Raw genomic sequence first — 23,286 nt, 5'->3', positions numbered from 1 at the left:
GCAATGGGAATTCACCTCATTTATTTTTTCGGACGATTAAACCCGGGGCGTTACCGTCACCCAATAGCGGCTGCGGTAGGTGACATCGACGTTGAGTGATTGCGCGACCAGCGCCAGCACTTGATCGGTATCGCTCAACTGATAAGTCCCTGAAACCCGCAGTCCGGCCACCGCTTCGCTGCAACGCAGCAGCCCGTGGCGGTAGCGGGCCAGCTCGCTGAGGAAGGCGTCGAGGCGCATGTTGTGGGCGCTGATCACGCCGTCGCTCCAGGCCCACGGGTCGAGGCCGTTGGCGATGGGTGTGCGGATGCCTGTGCGGTCGATCAACACCGACGCGCCGGGCTGGATCACCTGCCGGGCGCTGGGGTCATGGCGGTCGGCAAATATCGCCACCGTGCCCTGTTGCACCGCAAGAGAGGTGCCTTGGGCCTCTTCGCGAACCAGCAAGCGCGAGCCTTCGACGCGCAAGTCGCCGTGGCGGGTCAGCACCCAGAAGGGGCGGGTATCGACACTGGGATTCACCAGTATCTCGCCCTGGCGCAGTTGGACCTTGCGTCGCTCTGGGGTGAACGTCGCATCAATCGCCGTGGCGCTGTTGAGTTGCAGCTTGCTGCCATCGCTCAGCGCGACCCAGCGCCGCTCGCCGGTGGCGGTGCGGTAGTCGGCCATCATCGCTGGCAGTGGTGTGTAGTCGCGACCGAACCAGCTCAAGCCGGCCGCACCGGCCACCAGGCCCAGCAGCTTGAGGCTTTCGCGGCGGCTGATGCGTTGCCGCGCACCGCTGAGGGTGCGGCGCCCGACCTGGGCGGGCAGATGGTTGAAGTCGTCATTCATCGTCGCGACCCGGTGCCACACCCGCTGGTGTTCGGGGCTGCTGTGCAGCCAGCGTTCAAACGCGGCGGTGCTGGCGTCGTCGGCGACGTTGAAGCGCAGGGTGATTATCCATTGGATGGCCTGGTCTACCAGGCGCTGGTCAGCGTTCGGCATAACGTAACCGATAGCAGGCGTGCAGCGCCTTGGACAGGTCGCGTTCCACGGTGGCCTTGGATACGTCCAGGCGTTGGGCGATCTGCGCGCAGGTCAGGCCGTCCAGTTGCGCGAGCAGGAAGGCTTCGCGTACGCGGGGTTTAAGTTGATCAAGCAAGCGATCGATGCGTTCCAGGCTGTCGAGGATCAGCAGGCGGGTTTCTTCCGACGGCACCTCGACCTGTGGGAAATGCGCGAGGCTTTCGAGGTAGGCACGTTCCAGCTCGCGGCGGCGGTACCCGTCGATCATCAGGCTGCGGGCGATGCTGCTCAGGTACGCACGCGGTTGCAGCAAGGTTTGCTGCTTGCGCGCGTTGAGCAGGCGCACAAAGGTTTCTTGCGCCAGGTCGGCGGCATGCTCGCGGCAGCCGGTGCGCCGCTTCAACCAGCCGTTCAGCCAGGAATGATGCGCCTGGTAAAGCTGGCCGATGGCGGCAGGGTCCAGTGGGTGATCGCTCGACATGGGCATCCCGGCGCAACAGTCTTAATTGATAATGTTTCGCATTCTAGACGTTGGCTATGGCAATGAGCAATCACCGCTGGGCAATGTATCCAGCACAATTTTTTGTCGGCATGCGGTAGGCGGATTAGTCTGCAGGCTTTTCCCGGTGGAGGGCTTGAGCATGATCGACCTGGCGACCCTGGCGGTTTTTTGCGGTGCGGTGTTGTTGTTGCTGTTATCGCCGGGGCCGAACATGGCGTTTGTCATCAGCCACGGCGTGACCCACGGCTGGCGCGGTGGCATGGCCTCGGCCCTGGGCATCGGTGTGGCCGACCTGCTGCTGACCGCGTTGACCGCCACCGGGGTGACGGCGGTGGTGGCCAGTTGGCCGCCGTCCTTTGACCTGATCCGCTATGCCGGGGTGGTATACCTGCTGTGGCTGGTGTTCAAGACCTTGCAGAAAAGCCCGGGGCTGGAGGCGGCCCCGGCCAACCGCGTGCCCCTGGGACGGGTGTTTCTGCAAGCGATGTTCAACAGTTTGCTCAATCCCAAGGCGTTGCTGTTTTTTGTGGTGTTCTTGCCGCAGTTCGTCCGGCCCGAAGCAGGCTCGATTGCCGTGCAGTTGATGCTGCTGGGCGGCGTGTTGACGTTGATCGCCGCAGTGTTTCACGGCTTGCTGGGGGCGTTTGGCGGGGTGTTGAGCCGGTTCTTTGCCAAACGCTCGAAAAGCGCCTGGCTGCACAAATGGGGACTGGCGACGGTGCTCACGCTGCTGGCCGTGCGCCTGGCAGTGATGTCGCGCCCCACCTGACTCGCCCCTGTAGTGAGCGGGCTTGCCCCGCGCTGGGTGGCGAAGCCGCCCCAAAACCAGACACCTCGGTCTTCCTGAAACACCGAGCAGCCGGGGTTTAGGGCGGCTTCGCCCCCCAGCGCGGGCAAGTTGGTGGGATCAAGGGAGAGTCAGCCGAGTCGTGCGGCGGCGCGTGCGACGATTTCGCCGCGCACCCGGCGCGATTGCGCCGTGCGTTTGTGTGCTTCTTCCAGCACATGCCGGGGCGCGGTGTCCGGGCTGCCTGAGTGGTAGGGCGGCGCCGGCGCGTATTCGATCTGCAACTGCACCAGTTGCGCCGCCGCTTCGCTGTACAACTCCGCCGCCAATGTCAGCGCAAAGTCGATGCCGGCGGTGATGCCGCCACCCGTCAGCAGGTTGCCGTCACGCACCACACGATCCTGCACCGGGATCGCGCCGAGCGGGGCGAGCATGTCGTGGTAGGCCCAGTGGGTGGTGGCCTTGCGCCCGCGCAGCAGGCCCGCCGCGCCGAGCACCAGCGCGCCGGTACACACCGAGGTCACGTAGCGCGCGGTCTGCGCCTGGGTGCTGAGGAAGTCCAGGGTCTGTGGGTCTTCCATCAACGCGCCTACCCCGGAACCGCCGGGCACGCAGATCACATCCAGCGTTGGGCAATCGGCGTAAGTCACGGTCGGGGTGAACACCAGGCCGGTGCTGGAGGTGACCGGCGCGAGGTCTTTCCACACCAGGTGCAACTTCACGTCCGGCAGCGAACCGAGAACGTCATAGGGGCCGGTCAGGTCCAGTTGCTGGATGCCGGGGAACAACACAAAGCCGATTTGCAAGGTCATGGACAGCGCTCCGAGAAAGGGGTGGACGACTCCACTCTAGGGGCCTAGGCTTTGGCGGATACGCCATTCAGCCCACAGATCACGCCAATCATGCCTCGAATCGTCCATGTCCTCGCTTTTGACAACGCCCAGGTGCTCGACGTGACCGGGCCGTTGCAGGTGTTCGCTTCCACCAATGACCTGGCGCGCCAGCGCGGTCTGCCGTTGCCTTACGCGGTTTCGGTAGTCGCTGCGCAGGCGGACCCGGTGATGACCTCCGCTGGCTTGGCGCTGGTGGCCGAGCCGTTGCCGGCCATCGACGCGCCGTGCGACACCCTGGTGATCGCCGGTGGCTGGGGCGTCTACGGCGCCGCCGAAGACCCGGCGCTAGTGGACTGGGTGCGCGAAAAAGCCAGGCATACGCGGCGCATGACCTCGGTGTGCACCGGCGCGTTTTTGCTGGCCGCCAGCGGCATGCTCGATGGCTGCCGCGTGGCCACCCACTGGACGCGTTGCGAAGAACTGGCGCGCAAATTTCCTTCGTTGACGGTGGAGTCCAACCCGATCTTCATTCGCCAGGGCGCGGTGTGGACCTCCGCCGGCGTCACCGCCGGCATCGACCTGTGCCTGGCGCTGGTTGAAGAAGACCTGGGCCGCGAAGTAGCCCTGGAAGTGGCGCGCCACTTGGTGGTGTTCCTCAAGCGCCCGGGCGGGCAATCGCAATTCAGTGTGACCCTGTCCCTGCAAAAGGCCGACAGCCGCTTCACCGAACTCCACGCCTGGATGGCGGAAAACCTCACCCTCGACCTGAACATCCCGACCCTCGCCGCCCAGGCTGGCATGAGCGAACGCAGCTTTGTGCGCCACTACCGCAACGAAACCGGCCAGACCCCGGCGCGCGCCGTGGAACTGATCCGCGTCGAAACCGCACGCAGGCAGTTGGCCGACAGCACGGCATCAATCAAACGCATCGCCGTGCAATGTGGTTTTGGCAGTGAAGAAACCCTGCGCCGCAGTTTTCTGCGCGTCTTGTCGGTGACGCCCCAGGCCTACCGCGAGCGGTTTTCGCCGAGCAATTCCAGCAGTCACCCCGTCGTCTGCACCGCACAGCGCCCATAGCAACTGGCACGGCTCACCAGATCAGGTCGTTTGATTGCGAGCTCTCGACCAACTTCCCAGCACTTGATCAAACCTTGGTCGTGATTCTCCCATGTCTCACTCCAGCTCAACGGCGGGCGAGGGGGGTGCTGATGTCTTGTAGGAGGCGTGAGGTCATATTCTCACCTGGAATATCAGGCGCAATGTGTAAAGTAGGGTTCGTTAAATACCTGTGGTTTTCCTGTTCAGCCACTCGTGGCTCAACAACCCCAATACACCCAGATCGTGTCGTTGGCCATTCCAGAACCCCGCGTCGCGCAACGTTCCTTCGGCTTTGAAACCCAGTCGCTCCAACAGCTTGAGCGACGCGGTATTTTGCGGATGCACCCAGGTTTCCACTCGATGCAATTGCATCTGTTCAAAGCCCCAGTCGAGCATTGCCTGCATAGCTTCACTCATCAGTCCCTGGCCACGCGCGTCGGGCGCCAGCTCACAGGCGAGTGCGCAACTGTTCCACTTCTGGTTCCACTTGAACAGACCACAACTGCCGATCAGTTCACCCTCCCATTCGATTCCCCAGCGTGTGCCGGGGTTGGGCTGGGTGCGCCAGTGCCCGAAGGTTTCGATCAGGGCTTGGGCCTGGGCAAGCTCGGTCATCGCGTCGGCGCCGAACCAGCGCATGCTGTCGGCATCGCTGTGGATGTCGAACAGTGCCGGTGCGTCGTTTGCTACAAGCTCACGCAGGCACAGGCGTTGGGTGTGTAGGGTAGGGAAAGGGCTCATGGCGCGGTTGCCGCAAAAATCTGCTCCCGATCCACCACCTTGCCAAAGTGATGTCGCCACAAATCCACCCCCAGCTGCCCTGACCGATCCAGCGACGAGCCCACGGTCAAATCGCTGATCAACGTCGGCTGCAACCCTGCATCGAACAGGGCAAACCCCGCCGCCAGGACGCAGGTGTCGGTTTGTATGCCACACACCAACACACGCTGCGGCTCGAGGCTTTTGAGGTAGGCAATCGTCTCGGGCGTCGGCGCATAACCGTGCTTGACGAAGATGCGATCCGCCGCCACCAGGCTGTCGTCATCCGGCGCCGGTTGCCAGCCGAGTTGGCGGGTGAAGGGGGTGATGCTTTCGTCGTGGCGCTCGACGGTGGCGACGCTGGGCAGGCGGCCGAGCAGGGCATGGATGCCGTCCACAAGCCATGCCGGCGGGTTGAAGCAGGGTTGCACGTCGATGATCAGCAGTACCTGGCGCATGGGGTTGCAGTCCGTAGCCGGGGTGGGGCGGTCATTGTGCCTCAGGGCTGCCAGGTCGTCTTCTCCCCGCTGAGCTTGCGGTCCAGGAACGACGCCGCGCTGATCAACGCCAGGTGGCTCAAGGCCTGGGGCGTGTTGCCCAGGTGGCGGGCCTGGTTGTCGAACTCTTCGGCGTACAGACCCAGTGGGTTGGCATAGCGCAGCAGTTGTTCGAACTCCAGGTGGGCCTTTTCCACTTGCCCGGCGCGGGCCAGGCATTCGACGTACCAGAACGAGCACGCGGTAAATGCACCTTCGGTGCCTTGCAGGCCGTCGATTGGGTTGTCGTCGTTGCGATAGCGATAGACCATGCCGTCGCGTACCAGGCTTTTCTGGATCGCTTCCAGCGTCGACAGCCAGCGTGGGTCGGTGGCCGCGACGAAACGCACCAGCGGCATCAGCAGCATCGAACCGTCGAGCGCCGTGCTGCCGATATGCTGCACAAAATGCCCACGCTCCTCGTTCCAGAAGTTGCTCCAGATGTCGGCGTAGATCGCCTGGCGTGTCTGGTCCCAACGGGCGAACGGTGCTGGCAGCGAGCGCTTGGAGGCGAGACGGATTGCGCGGTCCAGCGCCACCCAGCACATCAGCCGCGAGTGCAGGAAGTGATGCTGCTCGCCGCGCATTTCCCAGATGCCCACATCTTTGGTGTTCCAGATATCGCAGACCTGGTCGGCGACTTCCACCGTGTGTTTCCAGCCGTCATGGGAGATGGCTTCGCCGTATTTGTTGACCAGGTACACCGCGTCCATCAGTTCGCCATAGATGTCCAACTGGATCTGCCCGACCGCGCCGTTGCCGATGCGCACCGGCGTGGCGCCGCCGTGGCCTTTGAAGTGGGGCAGTGCGGTTTCCGGCAGCTCCTGGCGGCCGTCGATACCGTAGAGGATGTTGAGTTTGGTTGGCTGCCCGCAGCAGTCACTGACCCGCCCCTTGAGCCAGCGCATGTAGGCGTTGGCTTCCTCGACAAAACCCAGGCGCATGAAGGCGTAGACGGTGAATGAAGCGTCGCGGATCCAGGTGTAGCGATAGTCCCAGTTGCGCTCGCCGCCGGGGCTTTCCGGCAGGCCGAAGGTGGCGGCGGCGATGATCGCGCCGTGTTTGCGCGAGGTCAGAAGCTTCAAGGCCAGGGCCGAGCGATTGACCATTTCGCGCCAGCGTCCACGGTAGTTCGACTGGGCGATCCAGCTGCGCCAGAACGTCAGGGTGTGGGCAAGGGCGAGGTCGGTGCAAGCGCTGTCCACCCGCTCATCATCCTGGCCACCGAGGACGAATTCGGCGCCTTCGTCCTGGTTCAAGGTGAAGCGTGCAACCGCCGCGCCATCCTTGATGTGCAAGGCTTGGCTGCTGGACAAACGCAGGCCGGGCTGGCCATCGGCGTTGAAGTACACACTGCGGTTGTCGAGGCTGGCGCGGGTCGGCGCGCGCGCGTAGTCGTGGCGCACTGCACAGCGCAGGTGGATGTCGGCCGTGCCGCTGATCACCCGCACCCGACGGATCAGCAGCGGCAGGTCATCGAGGTCATCACTGATCGCCAGCAGGTCGGTGATCTCCACCACGGCTTCGTCGCTGAGCCAGCGGGTTTGCAGCACGTTGGTGTCGGGCAGGTAGATCTGTTCGCGGCGCGCGTCTGGCAGGTCCGGAGTGAGCTGGAAAATGCCCGCTTCGGGGCTGTCGAGCAGGGCGCAGAAGATCGACGGGCTGTCGAATTCCGGCCAGCAGAAGAAGTCTACGCTGCCCGTGTCGTTGACCAGTGCCGCGCTGCGCATGTCGCCAATGATGCCGTGGGCGTCGATGGCGCTTTGGGGTTCGTTCTTTAGCTCAACCATTGCCACGAAACTCCGGATAAAGGCTCATGCCGCCGTCGATGAACAGGGTGCTGCCGACTACATAGTCGGAGGCATCGCTGGCCAGCCAGACCACGGCGTTGGCCACGTCTTCGACGTCGCCGACCCGGCCGTAGGGAATCAGTTTCAGCAGTTCCTTTTCTGCCGCGCCTTCGGTGGCCGCCCGGTTGATCGGCGTGCGGATCGCCCCCGGCGCAATGCCGTTGATACGGATGCGCTGCGCGCTGACTTCCTGGGCGAGGGTGCGCATCAACATCTCGACACCGCCTTTGGAGGCGGCGTAATTCACATGGCCGGCCCAAGGGATCAACTGGTGTACCGAGCTCATATGAATGATTTTTCCCGCCGCCCGCGACACGCCTTCGCGCACGCCCTGGCGATTGAAGATACGCACGGCCGCGCGGGCACAGAGGAACTGGCCGGTGAGGTTGACGCCGATCACCGTGTTCCAGTCATCAAGGCTCATATCGACCAGGTTGGCGTCTTTTTGCAGGCCGGAGTTGGCGACAAGAATGTCCAAGTGGCCGAAGGCGTCGAGCGTCTGGGCGAACAGGCGTTCCACATCGGCCTCTTTTGACACGTCCCCGCCGATGGCAAGCGCACGGCCGCCGTTGGCGTTGATCTGTGCGGCGAGCGCTTCAGCAGGGGCGGCCTGGGCGTTGTAATTGAGCACCACGGCCGCGCCGGCGTCGGCCAGGGCCTTGGCGGCGCCTGCACCGATGCCGGAACTGGCGCCGGTGATGAGGGCGACTTGTTGCTGGAGCGAGAGGTGCATGGGCCAACCACCACTGTCAGAGGGTTCATTCAGCTGACTGGCGGGGCCACGTGTAAGTTCAGCGTGGGATTCGACGGGGCGCAGCGGGGCAGGCAGGGGGAACTGTCATTTCTGACAGTAGACGTCTTTCGCTCCCGAGGTGAGGCTACCGGCTTGCAGGTGGTCAGGGGATGAGCGCGTGAACATGCACTGGGTTGTCGGGTTGCTGGCGAGTCTTGGTAGCGCGGTTGCTGTGGCGCAGGCACCCTTGGATAAAGCCGCGTTCATCAATCAGCTGATGGGCAAAATGACGGTTGCCGAGAAGGTCGGGCAACTCGACATCGTCTATCTCGACCCTGTGGCGCCGGATACGCGCGTCCGGGAACATCTGGCCGGCGGACTGATTGGCGGGGTGGCCGTAGTTCCGCCTGCGCCCTATGGGCACGCGTTGCAGCAAATGGCCGTTGAGCGCAGCCGATTGAAAATCCCGCTGTTTTTCAGCATGGATGTTATCCATGGCTTGCACACCGTATTTCCGGTCAGCCTGGCGTTGGCGGCCAGTTGGGACATGCAGGCATTGGCGCTGGTGGGGCGGATCAGCGCGCAGGAAGCGAGCGCCGATGGTGTGCACCTGACCTACGGCCCAATGCTGGACATCTCCCGCGATCCTCGCTGGGGCAGGGTGTCGGAGGGCTACGGCGAGGACCCCTATTTGGTGTCGCGCATTGCTCGGGTCATGATCAACGCGTATCAGGGCGGCAACTATCGCGCGGCGGGCAGCATCATGGCCGGCGTCAAGCATGTGGCCCTGTATGGGGCTGTGGAGGGCGGCAAGGACTACAACAGTGTCGATATGAGCCGGGCACAGATGTATCAGTACTATTTCCCGCCATACCGCGCGGCTGTCGAGGCCGGCGCGCAGGTCGCGATGCTTGCGTTCAACACAATCAACGGCGTTCCTTCAACCGCCAACCCCTGGCTAATCAAGGATGTGCTGCGCCATGAGTGGGGGTTTGCCGGCGTCACCCTGAGTGACTCCAATGCCGTGACTGGCCTGATTACGCACGGTGTGGCGATTGATCAGCGCCACGCGGCTTCATTGGCGATTCTCTCGGGCCTCGACATGGAGTTGAGTGACGATGCCTATGTTCGCCAGTTGCCCGCCCTCGTCAAATCGGGAGCAGTGAATGTTGCGGTCCTGGACGAGGCGGTTCGTCGCGTGCTCGGGATGAAGTACGAGATGGGGCTGTTCGAAGACCCCTATCGCAACCTCTCCCGATTGCCTCCGGAACCCATGGAGCGCCGGTTGCAAAGGGCGGCGGCGCGGGATGTGGCGCGCCGGACCCTGGTGTTGTTGAAGAATCGCCAGCACACCCTGCCGTTGAGCAAGCACGGTCGTATCGCGCTGGTAGGCCCACTCGCCAACAGCCGCCGTGATTTGCTCGGGAGCTATTGTGGCGATTGCGCAGCACAAAGAGTTGTGAGCATCCGTGAGGGCATGACGCGTGCGGTGGAAGGCAAGGCCACGCTGCTGTATGCCAAGGGCGCCAATGTCACAGACGACAGGGCGTTGTCTGATCGCTTGGCACGTTATAGCTCGCCCTTGGACCTTGATCCCCGATCGCCTGAAGCGCTGCTGGAAGAGGCGATGGCGGTGGCACGCCAAGCCGATGTCATCGTGGCAGTGGTGGGGGAGGCGTGGAATTTCAGCGATGAGGCCATCAGCCGAACGCGCCTTGACCTTGAAGATAGCCAGCAGCGCCTGCTCAGTGCATTGAGAACCTTGGGTAAAACGCTGGTGGTGGTGTTGGTGAACGGTCGGCCTTTGACATTGACCCAAGTGCAAGGGCAGGCCGATGCGCTGCTGGAAACCTGGTTCAGCGGGATGGAAGGCGGTAACGCTGTCGCTGATGTCTTGTTTGGCGGTTACAACCCTTCGGGAAAGCTGCCCATGACGTTTCCCCGTTCGGTGGGCCAGGTCCCGATTTACTACAACCACCTCAACACGGGCCACCCCTTCATCCCCGATCAGCCGAACAAGTACATGAGCCAATATATTGATGAGCAGGAGGGGCCGCTGTTTCCCTTCGGCTTCGGCTTGAGCTACACCCGTTTCGCACTGTCAGACTTGCAGTTGTCCAGCGCAGTGTTGCACCGAGGTCAGTCTCTGCGGGTGGGTGTCACGCTGGCCAATGCGGGTGAGCGCGATGGCGAAACCGTGGTCCAGTTGTATATCCGTGATCCGGTGGCATCCGTCAGCCGTCCGGTCAAGGAGCTCAAGGGTTTCCAGAAGGTCATGCTCAAGGCCGGTGAGCGTCGACGAATCGAGTTCACCGTGGGTGAAGATGACCTGAAATTCTACGACGTTCACTTGCGACACGTCGCCGAGCCTGGCGAGTTCAGGCTGCAGATAGGCTTGGATTCTCGGAAGGTCATTGAACAACGCTTCGAACTGCGCTGACACGACGGGAAGCAATTGCCCGACTTAATAGGAAGCATTACTATTCACGCCCCGCCTCCCCAGTGCCTCCGCGATGATGCCCCAGCCGCCCCGCAGAACAGGCTTTTTCGAGTATTACGAAGAGTTGATCGGCACCTGGACGCGCCGCCTGAGAAACCGCCAGCAGGCCGAAGACCTGGCCCATGACACGTTTGTGCGGGTGCTTGAGGCACGGTCCACCGAGGTTGAGCAGCCGCGCGCCTATCTGCACCAAACCGCACGCAACATTGCGGTGGACGCCCATCGCCGTGAAGACCGGCGCGAGGCGCTGGCGCTGGAGACCTTCGACCTGCGTTCGCCGCACAGTGGCGACCCGGAGCACGTCATGCATGCGATCCAGTTGGCGGATTCCATCGAGCGGGCGCTGGCCGAGTTGCCGCTCAACTGCCGCAGGATTTTCATCTGGCAGAAAATCGAAGGTCTCACCCAGCAGGAAATCGCCGAACGCCTGGGGTTGTCCAAGAACATGGTGGAAAAGTATATGATCCGCACCCTGCGGCATCTGCGTGACCGCTTGGACGTGCTGGCCCCATGAACCAAGGATCTTCCATGATGGATAACCGTGCCCGAGACGAGGCTGCGCAATGGTTTGTGCGCCTGCAAGACGCCGAACTGGGGGCCGCCGAGCGCCAGCAGTTTGAGACGTGGCGCCATGAGCATCCCGACCACCAATACGAATTCGATGTGCTGCAAGGCCTGTGGAGCGCCACGGACCTGTTGCCGGCGGCGCGTTTGCGTGCGTTGTGCGATGCACCGGCTGAGCGCCCCAAGCGGCGCGCCGTGCTGCGTTACGCGGTCGCGGCCAGTGTGGTGGCGGTTGCCGTTGGCCTGGGCGTGCTCAGCATCCTTCAACCAAAACCCTACAGCGCCGAGTTCAGCACGCGGCTCGGTGAACAGCGCCAGGTGACGCTGCCCGACGGTTCGGTGATGGAGTTGAACAGCCGCAGCGTGGTCGCGGTGCAGTTCGAAAAGGGCAGGCGCGGCGTGGTGCTCAAGCGGGGCGAGGCGATGTTCAATGTCGAGCACGACACCACTCGCCCGTTTGTGGTCGCCGCCGGGGCCGGGCAGGTCACGGTGACCGGCACGCGCTTTGATGTGCGCCGCGATGACGACAGCACCCGCGTGGTGGTCGAGGCCGGGACGGTCAAGGTGCAAGGGCGGGCGGTAGATGCAAGCGTCACGCTGACGGCGGGCCGTGGCACGCACATCGACAGCCAGGGCAACGTGGTGCCGGCCTACGCGGTGAACGCCGCAGAACTGACCGCCTGGCGCCGCGGCAAACTGGTGTTCAACAACGCCAGCTTGGGTGACGTGGCACGGGAAGTGTCGCGTTATCGCCAGCAGCCAGTGCGGGTCGGTTCGGCGGCGGTGAGCGACCTGCGCCTGACCAGCGTGTTCAACGCCAACGACACCGACGCCTTGCTCAAGGCCCTGCCGCACATTCTGCCGGTGGCCGTGCGCGCCTTGCCGGACGGCAGCCAGGAAATTATTTCGCGCTGACAGTCAGGTTTTTTTCGCGTTCGTCGTCTCCTCCTGCAACTGCAACTGGTTTGCATTAACGGCCGCACTCGCTTGCGATCACAGGACCCGATTTGACGTGAAAAAACTTGCCTGCCACCACAATAAAATCTCCCGCTGGGCGCCACTGGCCCTGGCCATGGCTGTCAGCACCTCGGCGTATGCTGCCGACACCCTCCATATCCAGGCCCAACCGCTGGGTGCAGCGCTGAGCCAGTTGGGCCAGCAGACCTCCCTGCAAGTGTTCTTCAGCCCCGACATGGTCGCCGGCAAGCAAGCCCCGGCGGTGGATGGCAACCTTTCGCCGGAACAAGCCCTGCGTCGATTGCTGCAAGGCAGTGGCCTGGACTATCAGGTCGACGCCGGTTCCGTGACCTTGCGTCCGCTGGGCAGCGGTGCCGGTGAAGCCGGTTCGCCCCTGGAACTGGGTACCACCGACATCAAGGTGGTCGGCGACTGGCTGGGCGACGCCAACGCCGAAGTGGTGCAGAACCACCCCGGCGCACGCACCGTGATTCGCCGCGAGGCCATGGTGGAGCAGGGCGCGATGAACGTCGGTGACGTGTTGCGCCGGGTCCCGGGCGTGCAGGTGCAGGAGTCCAACGGCACCGGCGGCAGCGATATTTCCCTCAACGTCGGCGTACGGGGTCTGACTTCGCGCCTGTCGCCACGCTCCACGGTGTTGATCGACGGCGTACCGGCCGCCTTCGCCCCGTATGGCCAGCCGCAACTGTCGATGGCGCCGATCTCCGCCGGTAACCTGGACAGCATCGACGTGGTACGCGGCGCCGGTTCCGTGCGTTATGGGCCGCAAAACGTCGGTGGCGTGATCAACTTTGTCACCCGCGCCATCCCGGAGAAATTCTCCGGTGAAGTCGGCACCACCCTGCAAACCTCGGCCCACGGCGGCTGGAAACATCTGGAAAACGCCTTTGTCGGCGGCACCGCAGACAACGGCATCGGTGCGGCGCTGCTGTATTCCGGGGTCAAAGGGGACGGCTATCGCAGCAGCAACAACGCCAATGACATCAACGACGTGATCCTCAAGACCCACTGGGCGCCGACCGATAGCGACGACCTCTCACTCAACTTCCACTACTTCGACGCCACGGCCGACATGCCCGGCGGCTTGACCCAGAAGCAATTCGACGCCAACCCGTATCAGTCGGTACGCGACTGGGACAATTTCACCGGGCGTCGCAAGGATGTGTCCTTCAAGTACATCCGACAGATCGACGACCGCACCCAGGCCGAAGTGCTGACCTACTACTCCGACAGCTTCCGTGGCAGCAACATCGCCAACCGCGACTTGCTCACCCTCGGCTCGTACCCGCGCACCTATTACACCTTTGGCATCGAGCCCCGTGTGAGCCATGTGTTTGACGTGGGCCCGAGCACCCAGGAAGTCAGCGTCGGTTATCGTTACCTCAAGGAAGGCATGCACGAGCAGGCCACCAGCCTCAATCTGGTCAACAACGTGCCCACCCCCGGCGGGCGCAGCGACGGTCACGTCTACCAGGACCGCACTGGCGGCACCGAGGCCAACGCCTTCTACGTCGATAACAAGATCGACATCGGCAAGTGGACCATTACCCCCGGTATCCGCTTCGAAGACATCCGCACCGAATGGCACGACCGCCCGGTGATCCCGTTGACCGGCGCGCGCACCCTGGAAAAACGCCGTGAGGTCCACAACAACGAACCGTTGCCGGCGTTGAGCGTGATGTACCACGTGTCCGATGCGTGGAAACTGTTCGCCAACTACGAAACGTCCTTCGGCAGCCTGCAGTATTTCCAGCTAGGCCAGGGCGGTACGGGCGATCAGACCGCCAGTGGCCTGAACCCGGAGAAGGCCAAGACCTACGAAGTGGGCACGCGCTACAACGACAGCGTGTGGGGCGGCGAAGTGACGCTGTTCTACATCGATTTCTCGGATGAGCTGCAATACGTCAGCAATGCCGTGGGCTGGACCAACCTCGGCGCAACCAAACACAGCGGCATCGAAGCTTCGGCCCACTACGACCTGTCGAACCTGGATGCGCGTCTGGATGGCCTGACCGCCAACGCCGGCTTCACCTACACCAAGGCTACAGCGGAAGGCGACGTTGCCTTCAAAGGCCGTGACCTGCCGTTGTACTCCCGTGAAGTGGCGACCCTGGGCCTGCGTTATGACGTCAACCACTGGACCCACAATCTGGACGTCTACGCCCAGTCCGGCCAACGTGCGCCGGGCACCGGCACCACCTACATCACCCAGGGCACTGCCGACGGCCAGTACGGCGATATTCCCGGCTATGTCTCGGTCAACGTGCGCAGTGGTTATGACTTCGGCGCGCAACTGTCGAACCTGAAACTGGGCGTGGGTGTGAAAAACCTCTTCGACCAACTGCACTACACGCGCTCCAGCGACAACAACGCCGGGCTGTACCTGGGCGAACCGCGTACGTTTTTTGTGCAGGCCAGTGTTGGATTCTGATCCGGTATAACGACCACTTTCGTCGTGTTTCCTATCTGGGGATGCACGACGATTTACGTTTCATTCTGTATTTTCCTGTTTCCCCCAGAGGATCTTCCTACCAGTAGCGAGCAGTTTTCGGTTTCTAGGCGGAACTGACCTCAGGTGTCCAGCCACATAGGTGAGGCTTGCTCGCGCTGATTCCACTATTGAGCCTGGCGCAGTCAGGCGAGCCGCTTGGAAACGAACTGGAGATCCCAATGTCAACATCCGCGTCCACCTCGACCACCGCGCCCATCTTGCCGAATCCCACCCATGCTGACCCAAAGGCGGCATTCCCTGCCAGGTCGCTACCTCCACAGTACTCGGCGAGTGTGGGCTTTGCGCAACCGCAATATCAGTCCGGCCCGATATTTGGTGATACGCCACAGGGAAAAGTTGCTGGCCACTATCACCGTCCTCCCCACCGGCCAATTGCGCAACCTGGCCCGCCTGCGCGCCCAAACCCTACGCTACCGGACCCTCACTATTCCAGGCGTAGCGATGAACAACTGGCGCAGATGCTTCTGGATAACTTCAATGCGTTCAAGGGCCCCTGGCCTTCACGTGACGTCACGCGCCAGAGCCTGGGGGAAATTGCCAGGCAGGAGCTGACCGGCAATCCCCGGACCGACGCCAATATCAAACTGGCCAGGGAGTTGCAGCGTCGTCCTGGACTGATGGAAGCCCTGGATCGGGACCGCTCCACCGGGGCGACAAACAATCGCTTTTCCAAGGCCGACATCAGAAGTTTCGTGCATTCCGATAACCCGTTGAAGCGCTTGGACAACAAACAACTCGTTGAGGAGATGCTCCGGAATTTCGATGCGTTGAAAGGTGGCTTCTGGAACCGCGACATCAATATCAGCGATCTGCAGGCACTCGCTAATAAAAACCTGACGGGCATCCCCCGAAAAGACCATCTCATCCAGTTGGCCAATGCCGTGATGGGCCGTTCGGACGTCAAGGACTTGATGGACAACGTGTTTGGCTCGCAGCGCGATGGCAAGATTTCGCGCAAAGAACTGCACAGGCTGTTGGCTTTGCTCGGTTAAATCCGGCACTGCATATGGGGAACCGTTTACGCAGATTTGCCACGAAGAAGACACCCACTGGTGGTTGACGGCCTGTGGGAGTCTTTATCTACTGGATCAGGACCGGACCCATGAACTCGACATCCTCTGCCTCTCGTCACTGCCCAAGCTCAGTCACCGCGCTGATGACTGCGTTGCCTGAGGCACCCTGCCAAAACGCGCAGCAGCCGAGTCTCAACCTTACCTCTTCACCCAAATGCAGCTTCAAGGCGCCGACGGCTGCAGACTTTGACAGAGGCGCTCACATGCTCGGCGATACGCCGGTCGGCGATCCATTGTTTTCAAGACTTTCGAGCTTCTGGAGCAAGTTGTCCCTTCGAGGGTAATCATCGCTTCAGGAGGACTGAAGCCCAGGCGGTTACAAATGTTCAAGGTTGTCCGGGTGCAGAGTTGCGCTTTGCCGGAACCATTGGTTTTGCAACGCCACACACCTTGCGCCAGACCTGCATCCTCAATCGGAGCATTTTGCTGATTGAGGATTCGGGGCGCGGGCGACGTCGTCCAAATCGTGTGGAGTGAAATATGAGTAACGGGATCAATCAACTTGGCTTCAAGCTGCCACCTTCGTTAGACCAGCTGAATTCCAACACGCCGGGTGCGAACGCACAGGCGTCAGGCTCGGGTTACGCTCCTCAGGGCGTGGGGCAGCGTCCGGTAATGTCGGGTTTTTCCAGTAGTCCGCTGATGGGCTTAAACAACCCGCATTTCGATGCTCAGAATCTTTACGGCGGCATGAAGGCGGGTAACCCGTATGTCAGTTCAGATGACCACCTGCTGGCCACGGCGTTGAGCAACAGCTTTTCATTGCTCGACAAATTCACCAAGGACGGGAGCTTGAACCAGGCGGGACTGCAGAAAATCGCTGATGAGGACCCGAACATAAGCACCGTTGCCGAACGCACGATCATGCTGGCCAGGGAGATCATCAACCGTCCGCGCCTGAACGATACGATCCTGGGCAAAGGCGGAAAAATCACACCTTCAAGCCTCTCCAAGGCGGCCAGCGCCCTGCTTGGCAACACCAACCCCAACAATACGCAAAGTGCCGACCCGTTCCATGCGAAAACCGATGCGCAGGTGGTCGAGGCGTTCAGGGGCATGTTTGACGAGCTGCGCGATCGCTCGGAAGACCGCACGTTCTTCTTCGAAAAACACCGCTACGTGAAGACCGACAAAATCATTGAAATGAGCAAGGACCCCAACTTGACCGACAAGAAAGGCGCATTGGTGCGGGATCCGGTCACCGGGTTTCCGATGAAAAAATACAGTCCGCAGCAGGTGTACCTCGCCAAGAACCTGGTCGATCGGCCAGGCTTGCTGGCGTCCCTGGACAGCAATAAAGCCAACGGCACCAGCATTTTCGGCAGTCATAACAATGATGGTTGGCTGAAAAACTACAGCCTTGATCGCTGGCTGGAAAACGACAAGAAAGAGAAGGGCAAATGATGCCCTGACGGGCCTATGAGCTCTTTGTCTGGCACAAAAAGCTCATGGCTACACCCGCAATATCTTGCCGCTGGCCGCGACTGCTGCCAGCAACCCGCCGATCAGCAGGAAGGCGATCGCCAGGCTGCTGCCATGGGCGATGAAGCCAATCACAGCAGGTCCGGCGAGTATCCCGGCATACCCCAGCGTGGTAATGGCGGGCACGGCAATGTGTTCGGGCATCACCTTTTGTTTACCCACCGCGGTGTAGAGGACCGGCACGATGTTGGAACAGCCGGCGCCGATAAGGGCATAACCCAGCAGTGACACTTCCCAGGCCGTCGATAAGGTGGCGAGGAACATACCGGCGGCCGCTAGCGAACCACCGGCCACGATCACCCGGGTAGGCCCCAGTCGACGCACGATCGCATCACCGGTCAAACGCCCGGCCGTCATGGTCAGGGCAAATGCCGCGTAACCAAGACCCGCATAGGCTTCGTCGAGGCCGCGTTCGCCGCTCAGGAACACAGCGCTCCAGTCCAGCACCGCGCCCTCGGCAAGAAACACGACAAAACACAGGCAGCCGATAAACAGCACCACGCCATGGGGAATCGCAAACGCCGGGCCTGAACTTTCACTGCCGTAAGGCAGCAAGTGTGGGGCGGCCTTGAGCAGCGCCGCCAACGTGATCACGACCACCACCAAGATTGCCTGCAACGGCGACAAGCCCAGCCCGAGCAACCCCGAAACACCTGCCGCGCCGACAATCCCACCCAGACTGAACAAGCCGTGAAATCCCGACATCATGGTTTTGCCGCTGGCGCGCTCAACGATCACCGCTTGCAGGTTGACCGTGGAGTCCACCGTGCCCAACCCGGCACCGAACAGAAACAGCGCGGCGATCAACAAGGGAATCGAACTGACCGTCGCCAGCATCGGCAGGGCCAGGCAGATCAGCAGCGTGCCGGCGCAGAGCACGCGCCGACAGCCGAAACGCGAGGCGAGCAGGCCGGCCACTGGCATGGCGATGATCGAGCCCACTCCCAGGCACAACAGCAACAGGCCGAGCGTGCCTTCATCGAGCCCAGCACGGGCCTTGGCATACGGCACCAGCGGTGCCCAGGCGGCGATGCCGAAACCGGCGATGAAAAACGCGATGCGGGTCGACATTTGCTCCAGTCGCCCGGGAACCACGGGCGCTGAGGTGGGGATGGCAGTCATGAAAAATCCTTGGTTTTGCGTTCAACGAACGGTGTCCGGCGCGACATCCTCCCACAGATGGAAGGTTCTGTAATACGCTGCCGACCCTGTGTGTGGGCAAGCGGATGGATGAATCAATGAAACAATCCTGGCGGGCGTGGGTATGACTCAGTTCTACGATGCGCGGGGCAATATTTATGGGGTGGTCAGCCCGGCTGCCTTGCGCCGCCAGGGGATAGCGGTTCCCGACACTGCCGTCGTGGCGGCGCATCACCGCAAGACCTGGGCGCCGGCGGCGGTCGCGGCCGAATGCGGCTGGGGATCAACCCCACGCCCGCCGCAGGCCAAGGCCCACCGCTGCGATGGCCTGTTGGTGGGGCCGTTCCAGGCTGCGCCGCCGTTTGACCTGTTGATCGTCAACACCGACGGCACCCTGGCCGAGCGTAGCGGCAACGGGCTGACCATCTTTGCCCAGGCCCTGACAGACCAAGGCATGATGACCGAGGCCAGCGAGTTACGTGTGCATCACGATCAACCGGCTGGCGCCTCGCCGTTGAGTACCTGGGTGGAACCGGCGGTGTATGCCCAGGTGAGCGGGTTCTGGCTCGCATTGGGCCAGCCCGCGTTCGGGCCGTCGGCCGTGGGTGCGACGGGCGTCGGCGCTGCTGAACCCAGCCACGTGAGCGCACTGGCGGCGATCAACCCGCAGTGGGCGCACAGTCAGTTTGTGCGGGTGGGCAACCCCCATTGCGTGACGCTGGTCGAACACCCTTCGGCGTTGCCCGACAACGCACAGATGCAGCAGCCCGGGTTGTTTGAAGCGCTGCAGGCAATTGCCTTTGCGCCGCCGGTTGGCCGCGGCCAGCCCTGTGCGGCCGGAGTCAATTTGCAATGGGCTGCGCGGGACAGTGCCAACCGTGTGCTCGCGCGGGTGTTTGAACGTGGAGAAGGCCCTACGGCGTCGTCCGGCACCAGTGCCAGCGCAGTGGCCTGCGCGGCGTGGCGGGCGGGTTGGGTCGCGGCGGGGGAGGTCGCGGTGGTGATGCCGGGCGGTACGGCGCCGGTGCGCTTGCAGGTGCAGGCCGAGACGCTGCGCAGTGTCAGCCTGTTCGGCACCGCCCGGCGGCAAATCAGCTGAGCAAAAACTCCACCTGCGCCGGCTGACGTTTCATCAACACCTTGCCGTGGCGGATTGAATACAGCGGCAGTCCCTGGCTGCGAATCACTTCATAGTCGCTGTCCGCCGAGAGCACCAACAGGTTGGCCGGGCGACCCGGCTCCAGGCCGTAGCGGTCGCCCAGGGCCATGGCCTTGGCGCTGTTGTCGGTCACCAGGTCGAGGGCGCTTTGCAGGTTGCTGTAGCCGAGCATGTGGCAGATATGCAACCCGGCCTCCAGCACGCGCAGGATGTTGCCGTTGCCCAGCGGATACCAGGGGTCGACGATGGAGTCCTGGCCGAAACACACGTTCATGCCGGCTTCGAGCAACTCGTTGACGCGGGTGACGCCCCGGCGTTTGGGGAAACTGTCGAAGCGGCCTTGCAAGTGGATGCTCTCGGTCGGACAGGAGACGAAGTTGATCCCGGAGTGCCCCAGCAAGCGAAACAGCTTGGCGCAGTAGGCGTTGTCGTAGGAGCCCATGGCGGTGGTGTGGCTGGCCGTGACGCGAGCGCCCATGCCACGGCTGCGGGCCTCTTCGGCGAGCACTTCGAGAAAACGCGAGTGCGGGTCGTCGGTTTCGTCGCAATGCACGTCCACCAGGCAACCGCTGCGCTCAGCCAGGTCCATCAGAAATTTGACCGAGCTCACGCCCTGGTCGCGGGTGTATTCAAAGTGCGGGATGCCGCCAACCACATCGGCGCCCAGGCGGATGGCTTCTTCCATCAGTTCGCGGCCGTTGCGGTAGGACTCGATGCCTTCCTGGGGAAACGCGACGATTTGCAGGTCGATCAGGTGCGCACTTTGCGCGCGTACCTCGAGCATGGCCTTGAGCGCGGTGAGGTCCGGGTCGGTGACGTCGACGTGGGTACGCACATGCTGGATGCCGTGGGCGGCGAGGGCCTGGATGGTTTGCTTGGCGCGGGTCTTGGTGTCTTCAAAGGTGATGCTGGCTTTGCGCTCGCCCCAGCACTCGATGCCCTCGAACAGCGTGCCGCTCATGTTCCAGCGCGGTTCGCCGGCGGTGAGGGTGGCGTCGAGGTGGATGTGCGGCTCGACGAAGGGCGGGATCACCAGGTTGCCGGCGGCATCCAGGTCGTCGGCCTGCAACGGCGGTGGCGTGGTCTGTGGGGTGATGCTGGCAATCCGGCCCTGTTCCAGGTGCAGATCATGCAGGCCTTCACGGTTGCGCAGGCGGGCGTTGATGATGTGCATGGGCAAGTTCCTTTTGAGCGGCGGGAAGCCACGACTGTAAGGGAGCCAGGCATAAAAAAACCACCGCTGGGGTGGTTTTTCGTACGGGCGGTTTATTCGCCGCGATAGATGCACCCGCTGGTGCACGTCTCGTGGATGCGAATTGCACTGAGTTCCGGCAGCAGGGGTTTGAGTTCATTCCAGATCCACTTGGCCAGCACTTCGCTGGTCGGGTTTTCCAGGCCGGGGATGTCGTTGAGGTAGTTGTGGTCGAGGCGTTCGTAGAGCGGCTTGAAAATCGCCTTGATCTCCGAGAAGTCGCGAATCCAGCCGGTATGGGGGTCCAGGTCGCCGCTCAGGTGGATCGCCACCTTGAACGAGTGCCCGTGCAGGCGCCCGCATTTGTGGCCGTCCGGTACGTGCGGCAGGCGGTGGGCGGATTCGAAGGTAAACTCTTTGAAGATTTCCACGGTGTGACCTGTAGGGCTTGTGTTGCGTGGCTTTGGGATTATTGTCAGTTGCTGGTGTACTGATCAATGTACTGATTGGTCGTTGCTGGGCGTGATTGAGGTCATCCATTCAGCAATTGCCGACTGGCGCCAGGCGACCGAATTGGGGCCTATTCTAACCTGTTTTGGGAATGTGCCCTCCCTGATCCGCCGATAAACAGTATTGCGGCCCAGGCCGGTAGTGTGAAGCACCTCGTCGAGGCGAAGGAAGCGATCAATTTTCTCTGCTGCTGCCATGTTGATTCTCCGTGCCGAGGGCGGCGTGAGTCAATGAGCCGCGCTGGGCGGCAGAAGGTGGGTTATATGGAGAACTTGGCCAGGGCTTCGTCCGCAACCTTCATCGCTGCCTGTGCATCGTTCACATAGGCAGGGTCAAAACCGCCGCACAGGTGGATGGTTGCCTGGCAGGCCCGCAGGTTTTCGCGAGTGAGCTTCAACGCCGCGACCAGTTCTTCGTGCAGTTGGCGTTCCTCCCGGCCTATATCCCAGAACCGTTGGCCCCAGTGATCGGCAGGTGGCGGGTTGGTGTCCTGAGCGCCCATGGCCAAGGCCCCGACAATCGCGTCACACAGGTCGCGCTTGTAGGCGTTATCACCGTCGATGGTCAGGCCATTGCGGCGCAGTGCGTCCAGGGCGTTGTTCAGGTTCGACTCAGGCGAAGGAAGCACCAGGTCAAAGTCTTTCTTGCCGGGGCGGCAGGCCACCACCAGCAGCTCGCAATCAAGTGGCAGGTGCTGTGCCATATCCGAGATCGCTTCGATAGCGGCTTCGCGGAATGCATTTTTTTCTTCGGACATAGGAATACCTCGCCCGCCGCTCACCGGCAGGCATGTAGGGGGATTTGGATTAGGCTGCTGGGTGTTGCACGGTGTCGCGAAAGACATCCATCTGCGCCGCGCCGTCGAGCCAAGCTGCCGCGATCCGGCGTTCAGCCATTGCGGCGTATTCCGGGTTCAGTTCGCACAGTATTGATTTGCGACCTTCCTGCATGGCGACGACGGCTGTGGTCCCGGCACCGCCGAATGGGTCCAGCACCACGCCGCCACGTGGCGCCCCGGCCAGGATGCACGGCCGGATCAGTTCGGGCGGGAACGTAGCAAAATGGGCCTCCTTGAACGCATGAGTCGCCACCGTCCAAACACTGCGCTTGTTTCGGGTCTCGACGTCCCAGGAGCTTTCCTCTCGGTCCGGGCGATGCGTACCTTTGGTTTGGCCTGGGATTACCTGTTCTCGCTTCGAATCGTCGCGCTTGAAGCTATCCCGCCGTGATCGCTCTGCACCGTTCTTATGGAAAGCACCGTGAGCACCTTCACCGGTTGAGGTATCCCAGCCGGTCGGTACCGTGACCCGCGACCTGTCGCGAGCCTTTGCGTCAGTACCATGGCCCCAGCCGACTCCGTTGTTCGGCGGTACGGTGTTGCCCGTTGATGTGCGCTTGCCGCCTTCCGCATTGTCGAAGGTGGATCCGTTGACATAGGCGCCGCCACGGAAGCCGTTGGCACTACCTTTTCCAGTTAGGTTTGCTGGCTCGCGAATCGCGTCACTGTCGTAATGGTACCGGCGCGACTTGCTGAGAAGGAAAAGGTATTCGTGGGCCTTCGTGCACCGGTCGCGGGTGGACTCAGGCATTGGGTTTGGCTTGTGCCAGATAATGTCTTGCCGCAGGTACCATCCGTCGGCCTGGAGCGCAAAAGCCAAACGCCACGGCATGCCCATCAAATCCTTGGGCTTGATGCCGTCCGGATCTTTTGGGCGAAACCCCATGCCTCGCGCTGGCAGTTTTTCATCTGAGTCGCGAGACGATCGGCCGCCATTGGCGTAGCTGTCACCCATATTGACCCAGGCCGTACCGTCGTCACGGAGTACTCGATGCACCTCCCGGAAAACCTCAACCAGTCGAGCGATGAATTCAGCCGGCGTTTCCTCCAAGCCGATCTGGCCGTCTACACCGTAGTCCCGCAAACCGTAGTAGGGCGGGCTGGTGACGCACATCTGGACAGACTTATCTGGCAGCGTCCGCATCGACTCAATGCAGTCGCCGATCAAAACGCGATGCTGTTTCATGGCCTTGGCCCCTTGTAGATGAACACGTAGGCGAACCAGAGGGTGG

The 23,286-nt window shown here is 62.2% G+C and carries 22 protein-coding genes; 9 read left to right on the top strand and 13 right to left on the bottom strand.

What is annotated here, in order from left to right:
• Nucleotides 1–36 precede the first annotated feature (36 nt).
• Both LIY36_RS15145 and LIY36_RS15140 read right to left on the bottom strand, forming a co-directional pair.
• A complete protein-coding gene (locus tag LIY36_RS15145; protein ID WP_226456165.1) occupies nt 37–987 on the bottom strand; it encodes a FecR domain-containing protein in 951 nt (316 codons plus the stop codon).
• The gene (locus tag LIY36_RS15140) at nt 974–1,489 is read right to left on the bottom strand and encodes a sigma-70 family RNA polymerase sigma factor (RefSeq protein ID WP_192300309.1); all 516 of its coding nucleotides are present in this window, start codon (nt 1,487–1,489) and stop codon (nt 974–976) included. Before LIY36_RS15140 ends, LIY36_RS15145 begins: the two co-directional genes overlap by 14 nt.
• Nucleotides 1,490–1,649: 160 nt before the next feature.
• On the opposite strand from LIY36_RS15140, the gene LIY36_RS15135 reads away from it, so the two are divergent.
• Entirely contained in the window at nt 1,650–2,279 is a 630-nt protein-coding gene (locus tag LIY36_RS15135; RefSeq protein WP_226456164.1) for a LysE family translocator, read from the top strand.
• Between the two features lie 149 nt (nt 2,280–2,428).
• Here the strand turns inward: LIY36_RS15135 and inhA are convergent, their stop codons facing one another.
• Nucleotides 2,429–3,109, bottom strand: a complete 681-nt coding sequence (inhA, locus tag LIY36_RS15130; protein WP_192300311.1) for an isonitrile hydratase — start codon at nt 3,107–3,109, stop codon at nt 2,429–2,431.
• A gap of 90 nt (nt 3,110–3,199) precedes the next feature.
• Here inhA and LIY36_RS15125 point away from each other — a divergent pair, with 90 nt between their 5' ends.
• The gene (locus tag LIY36_RS15125) at nt 3,200–4,207 is read left to right on the top strand and encodes a GlxA family transcriptional regulator (protein ID WP_226456163.1); all 1,008 of its coding nucleotides are present in this window, start codon (nt 3,200–3,202) and stop codon (nt 4,205–4,207) included.
• A 201-nt stretch (nt 4,208–4,408) separates the two neighbouring features.
• Here LIY36_RS15125 and LIY36_RS15120 read toward each other — a convergent pair whose 3' ends face one another.
• Genes LIY36_RS15120 through LIY36_RS15105 form a run of 4 tightly spaced genes read right to left on the bottom strand, consistent with a single transcriptional unit; the run spans nt 4,409 to nt 8,106 of the window.
• Nucleotides 4,409–4,969, bottom strand: a complete 561-nt coding sequence (locus LIY36_RS15120; RefSeq protein ID WP_226456162.1) for a GNAT family N-acetyltransferase — start codon at nt 4,967–4,969, stop codon at nt 4,409–4,411.
• Nucleotides 4,966–5,445 carry an isochorismatase family protein gene (locus LIY36_RS15115; RefSeq protein ID WP_226456161.1) on the bottom strand — a complete coding sequence of 160 codons (480 nt, stop codon included), beginning with the start codon at nt 5,443–5,445 and terminating at the stop codon, nt 4,966–4,968. The genes LIY36_RS15120 and LIY36_RS15115 overlap by 4 nt, the downstream gene beginning before the upstream one ends.
• A 41-nt stretch (nt 5,446–5,486) precedes the next feature.
• Nucleotides 5,487–7,313, bottom strand: coding sequence for a glycoside hydrolase family 15 protein (locus LIY36_RS15110; RefSeq protein ID WP_226456160.1), 1,827 nt, complete (start codon nt 7,311–7,313; stop codon nt 5,487–5,489).
• Nucleotides 7,306–8,106: a glucose 1-dehydrogenase gene (locus LIY36_RS15105; protein WP_226456159.1), complete on the bottom strand. Its 801-nt coding sequence runs from the start codon at nt 8,104–8,106 to the stop codon at nt 7,306–7,308. Before LIY36_RS15105 ends, LIY36_RS15110 begins: the two co-directional genes overlap by 8 nt.
• Before the next feature lie 184 nt (nt 8,107–8,290).
• On the opposite strand from LIY36_RS15105, the gene bglX reads away from it, so the two are divergent.
• From bglX to LIY36_RS15075, 6 genes are all read left to right on the top strand, one after another.
• Nucleotides 8,291–10,546 carry a beta-glucosidase BglX gene (gene bglX, locus LIY36_RS15100; protein ID WP_226456158.1) on the top strand — a complete coding sequence of 752 codons (2,256 nt, stop codon included), beginning with the start codon at nt 8,291–8,293 and terminating at the stop codon, nt 10,544–10,546.
• 73 nt (nt 10,547–10,619) lie between these two features.
• Complete coding sequence (locus LIY36_RS15095; RefSeq protein ID WP_226456157.1) at nt 10,620–11,120, top strand: sigma-70 family RNA polymerase sigma factor; 501 nt, start codon at nt 10,620–10,622, stop codon at nt 11,118–11,120.
• Nucleotides 11,121–11,134: 14 nt separating this feature from the next.
• Nucleotides 11,135–12,085, top strand: coding sequence for a FecR family protein (locus LIY36_RS15090; protein ID WP_226456156.1), 951 nt, complete (start codon nt 11,135–11,137; stop codon nt 12,083–12,085).
• A gap of 97 nt (nt 12,086–12,182) precedes the next feature.
• Entirely contained in the window at nt 12,183–14,579 is a 2,397-nt protein-coding gene (locus LIY36_RS15085) for a TonB-dependent siderophore receptor (RefSeq protein WP_226456155.1), read from the top strand.
• Between the two features lie 167 nt (nt 14,580–14,746).
• Complete coding sequence (locus LIY36_RS15080; RefSeq protein WP_226456154.1) at nt 14,747–15,652, top strand: hypothetical protein; 906 nt, start codon at nt 14,747–14,749, stop codon at nt 15,650–15,652.
• 561 nt (nt 15,653–16,213) lie between these two features.
• Nucleotides 16,214–17,137, top strand: coding sequence for a hypothetical protein (locus LIY36_RS15075; protein ID WP_226456153.1), 924 nt, complete (start codon nt 16,214–16,216; stop codon nt 17,135–17,137).
• 48 nt (nt 17,138–17,185) lie between these two features.
• Here the strand turns inward: LIY36_RS15075 and LIY36_RS15070 are convergent, their stop codons facing one another.
• Nucleotides 17,186–18,337 (bottom strand): MFS transporter, encoded by a 1,152-nt coding sequence (locus LIY36_RS15070; RefSeq protein ID WP_226456152.1) that lies wholly within the window; start codon nt 18,335–18,337, stop codon nt 17,186–17,188.
• Nucleotides 18,338–18,479: 142 nt separating this feature from the next.
• On the opposite strand from LIY36_RS15070, the gene LIY36_RS15065 reads away from it, so the two are divergent.
• Nucleotides 18,480–19,454, top strand: coding sequence for a diaminopimelate epimerase (locus tag LIY36_RS15065; protein ID WP_226456151.1), 975 nt, complete (start codon nt 18,480–18,482; stop codon nt 19,452–19,454).
• Here the strand turns inward: LIY36_RS15065 and codA are convergent.
• The 5 genes from codA to LIY36_RS15040 form a co-directional block, all read right to left on the bottom strand.
• The gene (gene codA, locus LIY36_RS15060) at nt 19,447–20,688 is read right to left on the bottom strand and encodes a cytosine deaminase (RefSeq protein ID WP_192300323.1); all 1,242 of its coding nucleotides are present in this window, start codon (nt 20,686–20,688) and stop codon (nt 19,447–19,449) included. The two genes, LIY36_RS15065 and codA, sit on opposite strands and share 8 nt — an antisense overlap.
• Nucleotides 20,689–20,780: 92 nt before the next feature.
• On the bottom strand, nt 20,781–21,137 hold the full coding sequence (gene queD / locus LIY36_RS15055) for a 6-carboxytetrahydropterin synthase QueD (RefSeq protein WP_003173033.1): 357 nt from the start codon (nt 21,135–21,137) through the stop codon (nt 20,781–20,783).
• 63 nt (nt 21,138–21,200) lie between these two features.
• Entirely contained in the window at nt 21,201–21,413 is a 213-nt protein-coding gene (locus LIY36_RS15050) for a helix-turn-helix transcriptional regulator (protein ID WP_226456150.1), read from the bottom strand.
• Between the two features lie 62 nt (nt 21,414–21,475).
• Complete coding sequence (locus LIY36_RS15045) at nt 21,476–21,973, bottom strand: hypothetical protein (protein ID WP_226456149.1); 498 nt, start codon at nt 21,971–21,973, stop codon at nt 21,476–21,478.
• 49 nt (nt 21,974–22,022) lie between these two features.
• Nucleotides 22,023–23,240, bottom strand: a complete 1,218-nt coding sequence (locus LIY36_RS15040) for a DNA-methyltransferase (protein WP_226456148.1) — start codon at nt 23,238–23,240, stop codon at nt 22,023–22,025.
• Nucleotides 23,241–23,286 lie beyond the last annotated feature (46 nt).

Origin of the sequence: Pseudomonas sp. AF03-9, from assembly GCF_020515815.1 — a bacterium.
GTDB lineage: Bacteria > Pseudomonadota > Gammaproteobacteria > Pseudomonadales > Pseudomonadaceae > Aquipseudomonas.
This window is presented reverse-complemented; position numbering and strand designations above follow the sequence as displayed.